Genomic DNA, 16,952 nt, shown 5'->3' with positions numbered 1-16,952 from the left:
TACAATGACAAACTCTCTATTTGAACAATTGGAACAACACATCCTTATGCCTGCTGATCTGCAATCGCAGGATATTGAGCGGGCATTATCGAGTGCCATGCGTCCCGGTGTTGATTTTGCTGATTTGTATTTCCAGCGTTCGCGCGGGGAAAACTGGCTGATGGATGACGGCATCATTAAAGATGGTGGTTATCATCTTGAGCAAGGTGTAGGTGTGTTCGTGCCTGTAGTGGTGAGAAAACCGGATTTGCTTACTCGGATGATCTGAGTTTGAAATCACTGCTGGAAGCCACTCATGCAGCCAGTGCCGTGGTAAAACATGGACAGCAAAAACAGGTTGATGCTCGAAAAATGGTGAATGCAGCAGCCTTCTATCCAGAGCTTGATCCTATCTTAGGCATGGACACCCAAACAAAATTAAACCTGCTACGCGAAGCTGATGCTTATGCACGCGCCGCTGATCCGCGTGTCACACAAGTCACCGTAAGTCTGGCGGGCAGTCTTGAACATATCTTGATTGCTGCCAGCGATGGCACCTATGCCGCGGATATCCGACCATTAATCCGGATGAATGTCAGCGTGATTGTTGAGTCAAAAGGACGTCGGGAACGTGGCAGCGCGGGTGGTGGTCGTCGTCTGGATTATCAATATTTTGTGGATAATGATTTAGCAGTTGAGTTTGCTAAAGAGGCGGTTCGGCAGGCTTTGGTTAATCTTGATGCAGTTGATGCACCGGCTGGAACGATGCCGGTAGTGTTAGCCTCGGGCTGGCCCGGCGTGTTATTGCATGAAGCTGTCGGTCATGGCTTGGAAGGTGACTTTAATCGCCGGGCTACATCGGCTTTTTCCGGCAAAATTGGTGAACAAGTAGCGTCACCATTATGCACGGTGGTAGATGATGGCACATTGTCGGATAGACGCGGTTCGCTGACCATTGATGATGAAGGTACGCCAACCGAATTCACCACATTGATCGAAAATGGCCGATTGACTGGCTATATGCAGGACAAACTAAATGCCCGTTTAATGGGAATGCGTAGTACCGGTAATGGACGCCGGGAATCATATGCGCATCTGCCGATGCCTCGTATGACCAATACATACATGTTGGCCGGACAACACAAGGCCGAAGAGATAATTGCTTCGGTTGAAAAAGGCATTTATGCGGTGAATTTTGGCGGTGGGCAGGTCGACATTACCTCCGGCAAGTTTGTGTTTTCCAGCAGTGAAGCGTATCTGATTGAAAATGGCAAAGTGACTCGTCCGGTAAAAGGGGCGACGTTGATTGGCAATGGTCCGGAAGTAATGAATCGTATCAGCATGGTGGCCGATGATCTCGAGTTGGACTCAGGCATTGGTAATTGTGGAAAAGAGGGACAAAGCGTGCCCGTGGGCGTGGGCCAACCAACGCTGAAAATTGATGCATTAACTGTCGGGGGAACAGCTTAATGAGTTCATCGCACAAAGCTGTTGCATTGATCTCCGGTGGTCTGGATTCAATGCTGGCAGTGCGAGTGATGCAAGAGCAGGGCATTGAAGTTGAAGGCATCAATTTTTTTACCGGATTTTGCGTCGAAGGCCATACCCACGCGATTCGTAATCAGCATAAAGACAAACAGAAACGTAATAACGCGTTATGGGTTGCCGAACAGCTGGGCATAAAGTTACACATAATTGATGTCATTGAAGAATACAAAGATGTGTTGCTTAATCCCAAGCATGGCTATGGTAGCAATATGAATCCCTGTCTTGACTGTAAGATCTTTATGGTCAAAAAAGCAGTTGAATGGGTAAAACAAAACCATATGCGCGGGTTTGATTTCATTATCACCGGTGAAGTAATCGGTCAGAGGCCTAAATCCCAATTAAAACGGACTATGCCAATTGTGGCAGCGGAATCCGGTGCTGATGATCTGCTGTTACGTCCTTTATGCGCCAAGAATTTGCAGCCCACTAAGCCAGAGCGTGAAGGCTGGGTTGATCGGGATCAGCTTTTTGGTTTTCATGGTCGAAATCGTAAGCCGCAAATCGCATTGGCAAAACAATTTGGTTTCGATGATTTTGCTACTCCCGCCGGCGCTGTTGTTTTCTAACCGACGAAAGTTACTCCAGCAAGTTGGTAGATTTGTGGCAAGCCAGAAATAGCCGGGAATATGAACTGGATGACATTATGTTGTTGAAAGTTGGCCGACATATTCGACCGAAAGCAGATTTTAAAATGATCATCGCCCGTGATGCGGGTGAAAGTAAGTTTCTTGAAGGCTATCGCAAACAGTTTATCAGCCTGTATTCCACCAGCCATAATGGGCCTATGGCAATTATTGATGGCGATATTGAACAGCAGGATTTTCCACTGGCAGCATCCATTGTTGCGCGTTTTGGCCAAGGTCGACATGCTGATGAAGTTGAGGTGGAGATTACTGTTCCAGACAAACCACCCAAACATATTCAAACCCGGCCTATCAATGTAGGACATGTTCCACAGGAGTGGTACGTGTGAAGCAACTCGAATTAGATGCAAGAAGACTGTTATGTCCCTTGCCAGTAATCAAAACGCAGAATAAAGTAGCTGAATTATCTTCAGGAGATCTTCTAAAAGTAATTTGCACCGATCCTGGAGCATTAAGTGATATTCCGGCTTGGGCCAGAATCCATGGACATCAAATTGTGGAGTCCGTGGAAGAGGGGGATGAGATCACTATTACGGTCCGTGTTGGTGCGTAGCACCTTTTTTGTGCATAAGTAAAAGAGTTTGCACCATTTTGATGCAGTTGTTGTTGATGGTTGCACTCAAATGGTTGATTTTATAGGACAGATTAGTTGGCAAGGTTTGTGCTGTATTAGCGAGTGAGTTTTTTGCACCAAGGTGTGCAGTTTTTTCAATTTTGGAGATTATAAATGTCAGTCGAAAATGTGCTTCAGTTGATTAAGGACGAGGACGTTAAATTCCTTGATTTCCGTTTCACCGACACGCGTGGTAAAGAGCAGCACGTTTCTTACCCTGCCCATTCAATTGATGAAGATACTTTCTCAGAAGGTGTGATGTTTGATGGTTCATCTGTTGCAGGTTGGAAAGGTATCAACGAATCAGACATGATTCTGATGCCAGATGCTTCGACAGCCGTTTTGGATCCATTTATGGATGATACAACGTTGATCGTTCGTTGCGATATCGTTGAGCCAGCGACCATGCAAGGCTATGAGCGTGACCCACGTAGCGTTGCAAAACGTGCAGAAGCTTACCTTGCTTCTACCGGTTTGGCAGATACTGCTTACTTTGGTCCTGAACCAGAATTCTTCATTCTTGATGATGTTCGTTGGGGTAGTGATATCTCCGGTTCTTTCTACAAAATCGATTCAAATGAATCTTCATGGAACACCGAAAAAGTATTCCCTGATGGTAACAAAGGTCACCGCCCAAGCGTAAAAGGTGGCTATTTCCCAGTACCGCCTGTTGATTCACTCCAAGACATCCGTTCTGCCATGTGTTTGACCATGGAAGAAATGGGTCTGATTACTGAAGTTCACCATCACGAAGTGGCGACTGCGGGACAATGTGAAATCGGTACTAAATTCAACACCTTGGTTAAAAAAGCCGACGAAGTTCAGATCCTGAAATATGTCGTGCAAAACGTTGCACATGCTTATGGCAAAACAGCGACCTTTATGCCAAAGCCTTTAGTAGGTGATAACGGTAGCGGTATGCACGTTCACCAATCGTTGGCCAAAGACGGTGAAAACCTGTTTACTGGTAACAAGTACGGTGGTTTGTCTGAAACAGCCTTGTTCTACATTGGCGGTATCATCAAACATGCTAAAGCATTAAATGCATTCACTAACCCGGGTACAAACAGCTACAAACGTTTGGTCCCAGGCTTTGAAGCACCTGTTATGTTGGCTTATTCAGCACGTAACCGTAGTGCCTCTATCCGTATTCCTTTTGTCAGCAATCCAAAAGGCCGTCGTATCGAAGTACGTTTCCCTGACCCATCTGCGAACCCATATTTGGCGTTCAGTGCAATGATGATGGCGGGTCTGGATGGTATCAAAAACAAGATCCACCCTGGCGATGCAATGGATAAAGATTTATACGATTTGCCACCAGAAGAAGATGCAGCGATTCCAAAAGTTTGCCATGCGCTGGATCAAGCATTGGCGGAGCTGGACAAAGATCGTGCTTTCTTGACCGAAGGCGGCGTATTCACTGATGACATGATTGATGGCTATATCGCGTTGAAGATGGAAGAAGTTACTCGTCTGCGTATGGAAACTCATCCTGCCGAGTTTGATCTGTACTACAGCCTGTAAATTTTTGATTGCAGTCACAAAACGCTCCTTTATGGAGGCGTTTTTTTTGTTTGTCAGTTGCACAATTGAAAGCCCTAACCTATATTCCTATTCATGAAATTTATTATTTTTATGTTAGTGGGTTTGGGAACCGCGGTTGCCGGTGACATCTATCGATGGATTGATGAAAACGGCAACGAAGTCTATTCAGACCAGCCGACTGAAAATGCCGAAAAGATTGAACTGCGCCACTCAATGATATACACCCCTGTAGCAATACCTGGCAGCAATGACCTTACTACTGATGATACACAAACAGCAACGGAACAATCGGAAACAGACCAAACTGAACCCGCACCGAATTATCAGTTGATTATCGTTTCTCCTGAAGATGATGCTGGTATTCGGGTCAATAATGGCAATGTCGTAGTGAATCTGCAGGTTATCCCAGTATTGGTACCAGAACGTGGTGATAGGATTCAGCTTTATCTCGATGGTTTACCTGTGGGGCTGCCGATGCCTCAATTGAGTTTCTTACTGGAAAATCTTGATAGAGGAACACATCAACTCTCAGCTGTCGTATTAAATGCGTCTGGCGAAGTCCTGGCTCAAAGTGCACCAACAACTTTTCACTTGCAGCGGAGCAGCTTACTGCAACCAGGCCGCGAACAAAATAATACTCCAGGAACTGGAGCACCAACAATTCCAGCCAATCCTTCAATACCAAGTCTTCCCTCAGCTCCGGGCTTTCCGTCAACTCCTAGCCTTCCATCAACACCGGGTCATCCAACCATACCAGGCCACGCCCCAACTCCGCCCCCTCAGAATCCCAACTAAGTTTTCTTGAATAACCTTGTGCACCAAAATGAAGCGTACAATGGCGTAATTAGACTTCCAAAATACCTAAAATAATACCTCTGCTTGATTTGCATATAAGTAAAATTAAATTATTTCTATTGGAATCATCACGTTAAATTTTATGTTTTCTAATGTGCTTACAAATGGAGCGTTTTTTGCAAATGGCATGCCATGAACTTAAATGACAAACTTATCAATATAGAACAGTTATCCAGTAATGATGTACTGGAAAGTCTGACTACCGCCATATTGGTACTCGACACAAATCTACGTGTTTGTTATATCAACACGGCAACTGAAGTTATGTTTGAAATCAGCCAACGCCAGGCTGAACACATTCCTTTTCAAACCCTGCTTCCAGGTGAAACACATTTACTAACGTCGTTGCGTCGGGTTATCAGTAATGGACAGGCGTTAATTGAACGAGAAATTCAGTTGTTTCTTCCAGCGGCCGGCGAAATAGTGGTTGATTGTTCAATAAAAATGCTGGATGTTGCTGAACCCCGATTGTTGGTTGAACTGGCACAACTGGATTATCAACAACGAGTGAATCGTGATGAAAATCTGCATACCCAGCAACAGGTTGTGCGTGGATTGGCGCACGAAATCAAAAATCCACTGGGTGGTTTAAGAGGTGCTGCGCAATTATTGGAGCGGCAACTCGATTCTGATGATTTAAAGGAATACACCCAGATCATCATAAATGAAGCCGATCGTCTGCAAAACTTGATGACAAGAATGTTGGGACCGTATCAGCAATCAGAAAAAAACCAAGTAAATATTCATGAAGTATTACAACGGGTGCGGCAGTTGGTTGATATTGAGGTAGACGAACGACTAAAGTTTATAGCCGACTACGACCCCAGTATTCCCGAGTTGTATGCGGATTTTGATCAGCTGATACAGATTGTTTTGAATATTGTCCGTAATGCGGTGCAAGCGATGCATGGCGCTGGGGTGATCCGTTTACGAACTCGGATTCAACGTAATCTCACCATAGAGAAGCGATTTCATAAATTAGGTGTTTTGATAGAAGTCGAGGATAACGGACCGGGCATTCCCAAACAATTACAGGATAGCTTGTTTTATCCCTTAGTCACGGGAAGAGCTGACGGCACCGGACTTGGACTTTATCTTGTACAGAATCTGGTACAGCGTAATGCGGGTACAGTTAGTTGTACTAGCCATGCCGGCCAAACCATATTCTCAATTATTTTTCCTTTGGAGTTAAAACCGTGAGCGCTAAAGCGATAGCATGGATTGTTGATGATGACCGATCAATTCGATGGGTATTACAAAAGGCATTGGAAGCCGTAGATATTTCTGTCAAAGCCTTTGAAAGCGGAGATTTGGTTTTAGAGCAACTCAAACGCGGCACCGATACACCACCAGATGTGCTGGTTAGTGATATCCGCATGCCTGGACTTGATGGATTACAGTTACTTGCTGAAATCCAGCGAAACCAGCCTGATTTGCCAGTGATTATCATGACGGCTTATTCAGATTTGGATAGCGCAGTATCCGTCTATGAGGGTGGTGCCTTTGAGTATTTGCCTAAACCCTTTGATGTTGATGAAGCAGTAGATTTAGTTCAGCGGGCAATAACTCATCATCGTCAGCAGCATACTAACCCTGCTGGTGAAATGAATATTGGCAGTGAGATTATTGGCGAAGCGCCAGCGATGCAGGAAGTGTTTCGAGCTATTGGTCGTTTGGCACGTTCCAACATCACGGTATTAATAAATGGTGAATCAGGCACGGGTAAAGAGTTGGTCGCACACGCTTTACACAAGCATAGTCCGCGTCGCGCGTCACCGTTTATTGCGTTAAATATGGCTGCTATTCCTAGAGAATTATTGGAATCAGAATTATTTGGTCATGAAAAAGGCTCGTTTACCGGAGCACATGTACAACGTAAAGGCCGTTTTGAACAAGCCGATGGCGGTACATTATTTCTAGACGAAATTGGCGATATGCCGCTTGAACTGCAAACCCGCTTGTTGCGGGTGCTTTCGGATGGAGAATTTTTCAGAGTTGGCGGGCATAGTCCGGTAAAAGCCGATGTGAGAATTATCGCTGCGACGCATCAGAATCTGGAGCAGCAGGTTGAACGAGGGGATTTTCGTGAAGATTTGTTTCATCGATTAAACGTTATCCGTATTCATATCCCATCATTACGCGAACGCCGTGAAGATATTCCAGCATTGGTGGCCTATTTTCTTAACAAAGCAGCACGCGAACTTAATATGGGGGTTAAGAGTGTTTCCCCTGAAGTGGAACGCTACTTATCGCAGCTGCCATGGCCTGGTAATGTCAGACAACTGGAGAATACCTCCCGCTGGCTGACCGTGATGTCTCCAGGTCAGGTTGTGCAGATGGATGATCTGCCAATGGAACTCACTGCCGATGCCAGTGTTGAGTCAAGCCGTAGTGGTGGCGATTGGCAGCAACTGTTCCGTCAATGGGCAGCAAGCAAGGCATTAAGTGGTCAGGAAGGGGTATTGGCAGATGTGGTTCCGATGATTGAACACCTGTTGATGGAGGTTGCTTTAGAGAAAACGGCGGGCAAGCGTCAGGAAGCCGCAAAATTATTGGGCTGGGGCCGCAATACCTTAACGCGGAAACTGAAAGAGAATTAACAAACAGGCTTGCGGGTAAGTCGCATCCTGTGTATAGTATGCGACTTAGTCAGGTGCGGGGTGGAGCAGCCTGGTAGCTCGTCGGGCTCATAACCCGAAGGTCGTTGGTTCAAATCCAGCCCCCGCTACCAATAATAATGTTAAGACAGGACCCCTAATTGGGGTTTTTGTTTTTGTGGAGTTAAAATTGGGCCAATGGCCTTTTTTTTATTTGTTTGCCTATGGCCGTATCTGATCAAATTGAAAAACTAATTGAAGCACCGATTGAGTCGCTGGGATACCAGCTGGTCGGTGTGGAATACATGCAGGGTGGACAAAATCCACTGCTGCGAATCTATATCGATGCAGATCAAGGCATTGGCATTGAAGATTGCGAACGCGTCAGTCATCAGGTCAGTGGCATTCTCGATGTCGAAGACCCCATCAAAAAAGCCTATTCCCTGGAAATTTCCTCCCCCGGATTTGATCGTCCTTTATTCAAGGAACGTGACTTTATCCGTTTTACTGGTTCGCCAGCAAAAATCACCACTAAGTTACCGGTGGATGGTCGACGGAATTTTACCGGTATATTGCATGGCTTTGATAATGGTGACGTATTAATTGAAGTAGATGGCGAGGTTTACGCCTTACCATTGGCAAAGTTGGCTAAAGCACGACTGGTTGCCTGAAAAAGCGTATTATTTGCTGTTAATGTAAAAACTTAGTTTTGGATCAATCGCTTGCATCGATCCACTGGGGGCGTGATGAATAATAAAGAAATTTTGCTGGTTGTTGATGCCATGTCTAATGAAAAAGGCGTGGGAAAAGAAGTTATATTTCAGGCGATTGAAGCGGCACTGGCAATGGCTACCCGTAAGCGTTATGAAATGGAAATAGATGCGCATGTTGCGATTGATCGCCAAACTGGCAACTATGAAACATTCCGTCAATGGTTGATTGTTGATGATAATGATGACGACTTTGAATCTTCAGAAACCCACATCACATTATCCGATGCACTAGAAAAACAAGCCGATGCGCAAGTCGGTGGATATATCCGCGAACCAATGGAATCAGTTGAGTTTGGCCGTATTGCTGCACAAACTGCCAAACAGGTTATTGTGCAAAAAGTACGCGAAGCCGAACGCGCCCAAGTCGTCGATATGTATCGCGAGAAACTGGGCCAAATGATCCACGGTACAGTTAAACGAGTCGAGCGCGGCAATGTCACGCTGGATTTAGGTGGCAATGCTGAAGCATTACTGCCTCGCGAAGAAATGATTCCGCGTGAAAACTTCCGCAGTGGTGATCGCGTTCGTGGCTATTTAAAAGAAATCCGTTCGGAAGCACGTGGACCACAACTGATTGTCAGTCGTGTAGCACCAGAATTGTTGATTGAACTATTCAGCCTGGAAGTGCCTGAAATCGGTGATGGCATGATTGAGATCAAGGGTGCTGCCCGCGATCCTGGTTTACGTGCCAAAATCGCTGTTTTAGCTCACGAGCCACGAATTGATCCTGTTGGTGCTTGTGTTGGTATGCGTGGTTCACGTGTACAAGCTGTGACCAATGAATTAGCTGGTGAACGTGTTGACATTATCCTGTGGGATGAAGAGCCCGCCCGCTTTGCTATTAATGCTATGGCGCCAGCAGAAGTATTATCGATTGTTGTTGATGAAGATGCTCACAGCATGGACATCGCCGTTGAAGACAGTCAGTTATCACAGGCTATTGGTCGTGGTGGCCAGAATGTCCGACTTGCCAGCCAATTAACTGGTTGGGAACTGAATGTCATGTCTGCATCGGATGCCGATCAAAAAGCCGAAACCGAAATCAGCTCATTGATTCAAACCTTTATGGCGGATCTGGATGTTGATGAAGATGTCGCGTTGATTCTGGCCCAGGAAGGCTTCTCTTCTTTAGAAGAAGTGGCATATGTCCCAGAACAAGAAATGCTTGATATCGAAGAATTTGATGCAGATATTGTTAACGAATTACGTTCACGTGCCAGAGATGTGTTGTTGACCAGAGCTATCGCCAGTGAAGAGCAAATTGAAAATGCTTCTCCTGCCGAAACATTGAACGATATACCTGGAATGAGCACTGAGTTAATTGCCAAACTGAATAGTCATGGTGTTATGACGGTTGATGATCTTGCAGATCAGTCTGTGGATGAATTGGTAGAAGCTGGTGGCATTGATGAAAAACAAGCTGCCGCATTTATCATGAAAGCACGTGAATCATGGTTTGCAGACGAACAAACTGAAACAGGGGAGTAACCAATGAGTGACATGAAGGTTAAGGACCTGGCCGACACAGTCGGTATCACACCTGAGCGTTTAGTAGATCAACTTAACGAAGCTGGAATTAAAGTTTCCAAGCCAGATGACTTGATCACTGAAGACCAAAAACAGACGCTTCTGCAATTTTTGCAGCAAAGACATGGCAAATCGGCTGGTGATAATGATGCATCGCCTAAAAAAATTACACTTAAACGTAAATCGGTTAGTGAAATTAAATTAGGTGGTGGTACTTCACGGCAAGCTGGTAAAAGTGTCAGCGTGGAAGTCCGTAAAAAAAGGACTTTTGTAAAACGTACTGATGTTGAAGCGGTTGCTGTAGCTCCAGTTGAAGAACCAGCCGTTTTATCTCAAGCACAGCTGCATGCTGAAGAAGTTTCTCGTCAGGAACAACTACGTCTGCAGGAAATTGCGCGTAAACAACAAGAACAAACCAGCCGTGAGCAGGAAGAGTCTGAAAGAGAAGCTGCTGCAGTAGCTGCAGCTATTGAAGCTGAAAGACAGGCGGTTGAAGAAGCGCGATTAGCGGCAGAAGAAGAACAACGGGCCTTAGCAGAAGAAGCGAAAGCCAAACAAGAAAAACAATCTGCTCCTACTCCGGCGACAAAACAACCTGCTAAACCAGAATTGACAGCTTCTCAACTCGCTCATAAAAAGTTGGAAGAAGCCGATGCCAAACGTCGTGCTGCAAATATTGCGAGAATCGACGCTGAAAAAGCGCTCGAAGCCCGCAAAAAAGCCCGCGAAGAGGAAGAAGCTTTAGAAAAAGCCAAAGAAGAAGCACGTTTGGCAGCTGCTGAAGCACAAGCTAAAGAGCAAAAACCAGATCGTAAAGAAGCAGACGCAAAACACGTTGCCAGTAAAGACAAACCAGCAAAACGTGGTCGTTTCCAGCGTGATGATGAGTTTGAACGCAAAGAACTGCATGTCAGTGAAGGCAAAGGTCGTCGTAAGAAGAAAAAAGGTGTTTCACAAAAAACGACTACTGTTGAAACTTCTACAGAACATGGCTTTTCACGTCCAACCGCACCGGTTGTCCGTGAAGTCAGTGTGCCGGATACCATTTCAGTCTCTGATTTAGCACAACGTATGTCAGTGAAAGCTGCTGAAGTAATTAAAGCTTTGATGGGTATGGGCACTATGGCCACTATCAATCAAGTACTGGATCAAGATACAGCCGTTATTCTGGTTGAAGAAATGGGCCACGTGGCTAAACCGGTTCAGGAAAATGAAGTTGAACAGGCTTTAGAAACGTCAATTGAAATTACCGGCGAAGCGGTTCCGCGAGCTCCAGTAGTCACTGTTATGGGTCATGTTGATCACGGTAAAACCTCACTGCTCGATTACATCCGACGTACTAAAGTGACCTCTGGTGAAGCCGGTGGTATTACCCAGCATATCGGCGCTTATAAAGTTGAAACCAGCCGTGGTGAAGTTACCTTCCTGGATACACCAGGCCATGCGGCATTTACTGAAATGCGTTCACGCGGTGCCAAGGTTACGGATATCGTGGTATTGGTTGTTGCGGCTGATGATGGGGTTATGCCTCAAACCATTGAAGCGGTGCAACATGCTAAAGCTGCTGGTTCTACGCTGATTGTAGCGGTAAACAAAATGGATAAACCTGATGCCAGTCCGGATCGGGTTAAGCAAGAATTAACCAATCATGAAGTCGTACCGGAAGACTGGGGTGGTGACGTGCAGTTTGTGCCCGTTTCAGCTCTAACCGGTATGGGTGTTGAAGATTTACTTGAAGCAATTTCTCTGCAAGCTGAAGTCATGGAATTGACAGCGCCTGTCAAAGGTCCTGCACACGGTACGGTTGTTGAGTCTCGTCTTGATAAAGGCCGCGGTACTGTGGTTACTGTGCTGGTTCAACGTGGCACGTTGCGTAAAGGTGACATTGTTGTAGTCGGTCAGGAATTCGGTCGGGTTCGTGCCTTGTTCAATGAAAATGGTCAGCCAATGGATGAAGCCGGTCCTTCGACTCCAGTTGAATTATTAGGTCTTTCTGGAACTCCGGCTTCAGGTGATGAGTTGCAGGTTGCCCCAGACGATCGTACGGCGAGAGAAATTGCCAGCTTCCGTCAAACCAAAGCTCGTGAACTGAAAATGGCTCAGCAACAGGCTGCCAAGTTGGATGATATGTTCAACAAAATGGAAGCTGGCGATTTGAAAACCCTTAATGTGGTTATCAAAGGCGATGTCCATGGTTCAGTTGAAGCGGTTAGCCAAGGTCTACAGAAACTGTCGACAGATATGGTTCAGGTTCGAGTTATCGGTTCAGGTGTCGGTGGTATTAACGAAACTGACGCACAATTGGCAGCTGCTTCTGATGCGATTTTGATCGGTTTCAATGTTCGTGCTGATAATACCGCGCGTAAAGTAATTGCTGAAAAAGGCCTGGATGTTCAATATTTCAGCATCATTTACGATTTGCTGGATGTCGTGACCAAAGCCATGACCGGTATGCTTGAACCTGTCTATAAAGATGAAATTATTGGTCTGGCCAGGGTTGATGATGTGTTCAGCTCACCAAAATTTGGTGATATCGCTGGTTGCTTGGTACTCGAAGGCAGTGTGAAACGTAACAATCCAATTCGTGTTCTGCGTGATAACGTAGTTATTTACGAAGGTGAACTCGAATCACTGCGTCGTTTCAAAGATGATGTTAATGAAGTTAATGCCGGTACCGAATGTGGTATTGGTGTGAAAAACTACAAAGATGTTAAACCGGGCGATCAAATCGAAGTCTTTGAACGTGTACTGATGAAACCGAGTCTTTAATGGCAAGAGAATTTAGTCGCACAAATCGAATCAGTGAGGTCATGATGCGTGAATTGGCCTTGCTGATTCAGCATGATCTGGCTGATCCGCGTGTCAGTATGGTCACGGTGTCTCATGTAGATGTGACATCCGACCTGAAATACGCGCGTATCTATGTCACACGACTCAGTGGTTTTGATTCTGAAGAAGCTGCCAAAGAGTGTTTGGCAGGTTTAAATAATGCGGCAGGTTACTTACGCCGTGCGTTGGCAAAGCGGGTGAAATTACGCATCATGCCGGAACTGCAATTCCGTTATGACACCACATTGGAACATGGCTTTTATATGGATGAATTAATTTCCAAAGCCAATGCCGATCTTAAGGACGAGCCAGAGTCTGACCCAGAAACTGATAAAGATTGAGTTTCGTCGATGGCCAAACGCAGTAAAAAAGGTCGTGATATTACCGGTATCGTGATTGTCGATAAACCAACCGGGCTCAGTTCCAATCATGTTCTGCAACGCGTCAAACGTTTGTTTAACGCCAACAAAGCAGGCCATACTGGCAGTCTTGATCCTCTAGCAACGGGTGTTTTACCTGTTTGCCTTGGCGAAGCCACCAAACTCTCCACTTATTTGCTCGATGCAGATAAACAGTATCAAGTACGTTGTCAGCTAGGTGTTCTTACCGATAGTGGTGATAGTGACGGTGCTGTTATCGCCGAACAAAATATCCCTGACTATTCCGTTGAACAACTGCAAAGCATTTTGCAGGACTTTGTCGGTGAGCAACAGCAGATTCCACCCATGTTTTCAGCCTTAAAGCATCAGGGACAACCGCTTTATAAACTGGCGCGTCAAGGTATTGAAATCGAGCGTAAATCTCGTCTTATTACTATCTACAGTATTGAGCTTCTGGCGAGTGATGCCGAAAGTTTTACGCTGCAGGTTGCCTGTAGCAAAGGGACTTATATACGCACCTTGGTTCAGGATATTGCAGCGGCTTTAGGCAGTTGTGGACATGTCACTATGCTCAGACGTACCGATGCCGCTGGCTATGATTTAACCCAAGCGCTGAGTCTGGAGACGTTACAGGAACTGGCCGAACAACAGGGTTTTACCGGCCTTGATACACAATTATTACCCGCCCATGAAGCCTTGCCAGAATGGCCTGAGGTAAGGTTGGATGCTGAGATGTCTGCCGATATGCGTTTTGGACGCACCGTATTAACGGAAACGCAGGGACAAAGCGCAAAAGTTCGTTTATTTGATTATCAGGATCAATTTATCGGTCTGGGTGAAATAGCGTTGGATGGCACTGTGTCAGCAAAACGCTTGTTTGTAACTGGCGATACGGTTTAACTCGCTTGTGAAGAGCGGATAAAACCGGTAAAATCCGCCACTCTTAAAAGGTTGGGTAGTCTGGTTTAACTTGCTGGATTATTTCAGAATTTAACTCATAGCAAAAGCTATACAAAAGTTGGAGTTTTTATGTCAATTACTGCAGAACAAAAACAAGAAATTATTAAAAAATACGCTCGTACAGAAGGTGATACTGGTTCAGCTGAAGTTCAAGTTGCATTGTTAACCGCGCGTATTACGAATCTTTCAGACCATTTCAAAAGTAACACCCATGACCATCATTCACGTCAAGGTCTGTTAAAAATGGTTAGTGGTCGTCGCAAAATGCTCGACTACCTGAAAAAAACCGACATTACCCGTTACCGTGATTTGATTGCTGACTTAGGTCTGCGTCGCTAATTACCCAACGTGGTCTGTAAAACAACTCATCGAGCCTGCGCCAATAGCATTGGCATAAGGTTGATGCGTTGACTGATATGCCCCTGAAATCCCCCGCGGTTTCAGGGGCATATTCATTTATGCGTTTATCGTTTTTATAAATCAGTCATGAAAAGGTTTGTGACTGGTGTTGTCAAGAGAAGGAAATACTAGTGAATTCAGTTAAAAAGACAGTTCAGTTCGGTGAGCATACGCTTAGCCTGGAAACCGGAAAAATCGCGCGTCAGGCAGGTGGTTCAATTATCGCCAGTCTGGGTGAAACTGCAGTGCTCGTCACTGTCGTCGGTAAGAAAAATGTTAATCCAGGACAGGATTTCTTTCCATTAACCGTTAATTATCAAGAACGCACCTACGCGGCCGGTAAAATTCCTGGCGGTTTCTTCAAACGTGAAGGACGTCCTTCCGAGAAAGAAACTCTGACATCCCGTCTGATCGATCGTCCTCTGCGTCCATTGTTTCCTAAAGGTTTCATCAACGAAGTTCAGGTTATTGCCACCGTAATGGCTTTGGATCCTGAAATTGATCCAGATATTCCGGCGATGATTGGTGCTTCTGCAGCATTAGCTGTTTCTGGTTTGCCGTTTAATGGTCCATTAGGTGCCGCCCGTGTGGGTTATGTTGATGGTAACTACATTCTGAATCCTTCAAAGAAACAGTTAGCCAATAGCTCATTGGATTTAGTTGTTGCCGGTACTGTCAGTGCTGTATTGATGGTTGAATCTGAAGCCTCTGAACTGCCTGAAGAAGTCATGTTAGGTTCTGTGATGTACGGTCATCAGCAAATGCAAACTGCGATCAAACTGATCGAAGAGTTGAAAGCTGAAGCTGGCAAACCGGCTTGGGAATGGACTGCTCCGGAAAAAGATGATCGTTTATACAATGCAGTTAAAGAACAAGCATTTGAAGGCATTAAAAACGCTTATGCGATCAGCGACAAAATGCAACGTCAGGATCAACTGGCCGAAATTCGTCAAACAGCTGTGGATACATTAGTGACCGAAGATGGTGAATGGTCTGCTGATGATGTTAAAGGTTTGTTTGGCAAATTAGAAAAAGAACTGGTTCGTGGCCGTATTATTGCTGGTGAACCACGTATCGATGGCCGTGATACTAAAACTGTTCGCCCAGTATTTGTTGAAACTACAGTACTGCCACGTGTTCATGGTTCTGCCTTGTTTACCCGTGGTGAAACTCAGGCGATTGTTGTTGCAACATTGGGTGCTGAACGTGATGCACAGATGATTGATGCGGTTGAAGGTGAATACCGTGATCGCTTTATGCTGCATTACAACTTCCCTCCATTCTGCGTTGGTGAAACCGGCTTTGTCGGTTCACCAAAACGTCGTGAAATTGGTCATGGCAAATTAGCTAAACGCGGTATTCAAGCGGTTATGCCAACAGCTGAAGAATTCCCATATGTGGTTCGTGTGGTTTCAGAAATCACTGAATCAAATGGTTCAAGCTCAATGGCTTCGGTTTGTGGTACATCATTAGCATTAATGGATGCTGGTGTGCCGATTAAAGCACCAGTCGCTGGTATTGCAATGGGTCTGATTAAAGAACCCGATGGTTATGCCGTTTTAACCGATATCCTGGGCGATGAAGATCACCTGGGTGATATGGACTTTAAAGTCGCAGGTACCGCGAAAGGCGTGACTGCACTGCAAATGGATATCAAGATCGAAGGTATCAACGAAGAAATCATGCGTACCGCACTGGCTCAAGCCCGTGATGGCCGTCTGCATATTCTGGAAAAAATGAATGCAGTAATTTCAACCCACCGTCAGGAAATGTCCGAGTTTGCCCCACGCATTATCACGGTGAAAATTCACGCTGATAAAATTCGTGATGTTATCGGTAAAGGTGGTGCGACTATTCGTGCAATCACTGAAGAAACTGGCGCGACCATCGATATCCAAGATGATGGCACGGTGATGATTTTCTCTTCTGATTTCAATGCGGGTCAGGATGCATTACACCGTATTGAGCAAATCACTGCTGAAGTCGAAGTAGGCAAGATTTACCAGGGCCGCGTTGCCAAGCTGATGGATTTTGGTGCATTTGTTACCATTCTGCCAGGTAAAGATGGTCTGGTGCATATTTCACAAATCTCTGATGAGCGTGTGGAAAATGTAAGCGACAAACTGTCTGAAGGTGACATGATTGAAGTGAAGGTTTTGGAAGTAGATCGTCAGGGCCGTATTCGCTTGAGCATGAAAGCGGTTCATGAGACAACTGCAGCAGAAGCAGAATAAATCAGCTGATTCAGCTTAGATTTGAAAGCCGCTTAGCGGGGCTTTTTTTTTGGTAATTCATCGTGTTGT

Annotated in this window: 12 protein-coding genes, 1 tRNA gene and 2 pseudogenes; all 15 read left to right on the top strand. The window is 45.4% G+C overall.

Translation table 11 applies throughout. The features are described 5' to 3' along the window. Nucleotides 1-4 precede the first annotated feature (4 nt). A pseudogene (tldD, locus tag E8Q33_RS00585) lies at nt 5-1,449 on the top strand (metalloprotease TldD). Further along, nucleotides 1,449-2,500 (top strand): annotated as a pseudogene (locus E8Q33_RS00580) (tRNA (5-methylaminomethyl-2-thiouridylate)-methyltransferase). The pseudogenes tldD and E8Q33_RS00580 overlap by 1 nt, the downstream one beginning before the upstream one ends. Next, the gene (locus E8Q33_RS00575; protein WP_069296643.1) at nt 2,497-2,724 is read left to right on the top strand and encodes a sulfurtransferase TusA family protein; all 228 of its coding nucleotides are present in this window, start codon (nt 2,497-2,499) and stop codon (nt 2,722-2,724) included. The pseudogene E8Q33_RS00580 and the gene E8Q33_RS00575 overlap by 4 nt, the downstream one beginning before the upstream one ends. A gap of 174 nt (nt 2,725-2,898) precedes the next feature. Beyond that, on the top strand, nt 2,899-4,308 hold the full coding sequence (glnA, locus tag E8Q33_RS00570) for a glutamate--ammonia ligase (protein WP_136552143.1): 1,410 nt from the start codon (nt 2,899-2,901) through the stop codon (nt 4,306-4,308). A gap of 93 nt (nt 4,309-4,401) precedes the next feature. Next, nucleotides 4,402-5,124, top strand: a complete 723-nt coding sequence (locus E8Q33_RS00565; protein ID WP_247869846.1) for a DUF4124 domain-containing protein — start codon at nt 4,402-4,404, stop codon at nt 5,122-5,124. Between the two features lie 192 nt (nt 5,125-5,316). Next, nucleotides 5,317-6,384 (top strand): nitrogen regulation protein NR(II), encoded by a 1,068-nt coding sequence (gene glnL, locus E8Q33_RS00560; protein ID WP_069296640.1) that lies wholly within the window; start codon nt 5,317-5,319, stop codon nt 6,382-6,384. Beyond that, a complete protein-coding gene (gene ntrC, locus E8Q33_RS00555; RefSeq protein ID WP_069296639.1) occupies nt 6,381-7,784 on the top strand; it encodes a nitrogen regulation protein NR(I) in 1,404 nt (467 codons plus the stop codon). The genes glnL and ntrC overlap by 4 nt, the downstream gene beginning before the upstream one ends. A gap of 54 nt (nt 7,785-7,838) precedes the next feature. Further along, nucleotides 7,839-7,915: transfer RNA gene (locus tag E8Q33_RS00550), tRNA-Met, on the top strand. Nucleotides 7,916-8,005: 90 nt separating this feature from the next. Beyond that, complete coding sequence (gene rimP / locus E8Q33_RS00545) at nt 8,006-8,452, top strand: ribosome maturation factor RimP (RefSeq protein WP_069296657.1); 447 nt, start codon at nt 8,006-8,008, stop codon at nt 8,450-8,452. A 75-nt stretch (nt 8,453-8,527) separates the two neighbouring features. Then, nucleotides 8,528-10,042, top strand: a complete 1,515-nt coding sequence (gene nusA / locus E8Q33_RS00540) for a transcription termination factor NusA (protein ID WP_136552142.1) — start codon at nt 8,528-8,530, stop codon at nt 10,040-10,042. Nucleotides 10,043-10,045: 3 nt separating this feature from the next. After that, nucleotides 10,046-12,850 carry a translation initiation factor IF-2 gene (gene infB, locus E8Q33_RS00535; RefSeq protein WP_136552141.1) on the top strand — a complete coding sequence of 935 codons (2,805 nt, stop codon included), beginning with the start codon at nt 10,046-10,048 and terminating at the stop codon, nt 12,848-12,850. Next, nucleotides 12,850-13,251, top strand: coding sequence for a 30S ribosome-binding factor RbfA (gene rbfA, locus E8Q33_RS00530; protein ID WP_069296636.1), 402 nt, complete (start codon nt 12,850-12,852; stop codon nt 13,249-13,251). Before infB ends, rbfA begins: the two co-directional genes overlap by 1 nt. 9 nt (nt 13,252-13,260) lie before the next feature. Continuing rightward, entirely contained in the window at nt 13,261-14,190 is a 930-nt protein-coding gene (gene truB / locus E8Q33_RS00525; RefSeq protein WP_136552140.1) for a tRNA pseudouridine(55) synthase TruB, read from the top strand. A 129-nt stretch (nt 14,191-14,319) separates the two neighbouring features. Beyond that, nucleotides 14,320-14,589, top strand: coding sequence for a 30S ribosomal protein S15 (gene rpsO / locus E8Q33_RS00520; RefSeq protein ID WP_069296634.1), 270 nt, complete (start codon nt 14,320-14,322; stop codon nt 14,587-14,589). A gap of 191 nt (nt 14,590-14,780) precedes the next feature. Beyond that, nucleotides 14,781-16,883: a polyribonucleotide nucleotidyltransferase gene (gene pnp, locus E8Q33_RS00515; RefSeq protein WP_136552139.1), complete on the top strand. Its 2,103-nt coding sequence runs from the start codon at nt 14,781-14,783 to the stop codon at nt 16,881-16,883. Nucleotides 16,884-16,952: the final 69 nt, after the last annotated feature.

The organism is Methylophaga sp. SB9B, from assembly GCF_004832235.1.
GTDB classification, from domain to species: Bacteria; Pseudomonadota; Gammaproteobacteria; order Nitrosococcales; family Methylophagaceae; genus Methylophaga; species Methylophaga muralis.
This window is presented reverse-complemented; position numbering and strand designations above follow the sequence as displayed.

Coding starts and splice junctions, on each gene's coding strand:
- glnA (WP_136552143.1), top strand. CDS start 2,899: ATGTCAGTCGAAAATGTGCTTCAGTTGATTAAGGACGAGGACGTTAAA.
- E8Q33_RS00565 (WP_247869846.1), top strand. CDS start 4,402: ATGAAATTTATTATTTTTATGTTAGTGGGTTTGGGAACCGCGGTTGCC.
- glnL (WP_069296640.1), top strand. CDS start 5,317: ATGAACTTAAATGACAAACTTATCAATATAGAACAGTTATCCAGTAAT.
- rimP (WP_069296657.1), top strand. CDS start 8,006: ATGGCCGTATCTGATCAAATTGAAAAACTAATTGAAGCACCGATTGAG.
- nusA (WP_136552142.1), top strand. CDS start 8,528: ATGAATAATAAAGAAATTTTGCTGGTTGTTGATGCCATGTCTAATGAA.
- infB (WP_136552141.1), top strand. CDS start 10,046: ATGAGTGACATGAAGGTTAAGGACCTGGCCGACACAGTCGGTATCACA.
- rbfA (WP_069296636.1), top strand. CDS start 12,850: ATGGCAAGAGAATTTAGTCGCACAAATCGAATCAGTGAGGTCATGATG.
- truB (WP_136552140.1), top strand. CDS start 13,261: ATGGCCAAACGCAGTAAAAAAGGTCGTGATATTACCGGTATCGTGATT.
- rpsO (WP_069296634.1), top strand. CDS start 14,320: ATGTCAATTACTGCAGAACAAAAACAAGAAATTATTAAAAAATACGCT.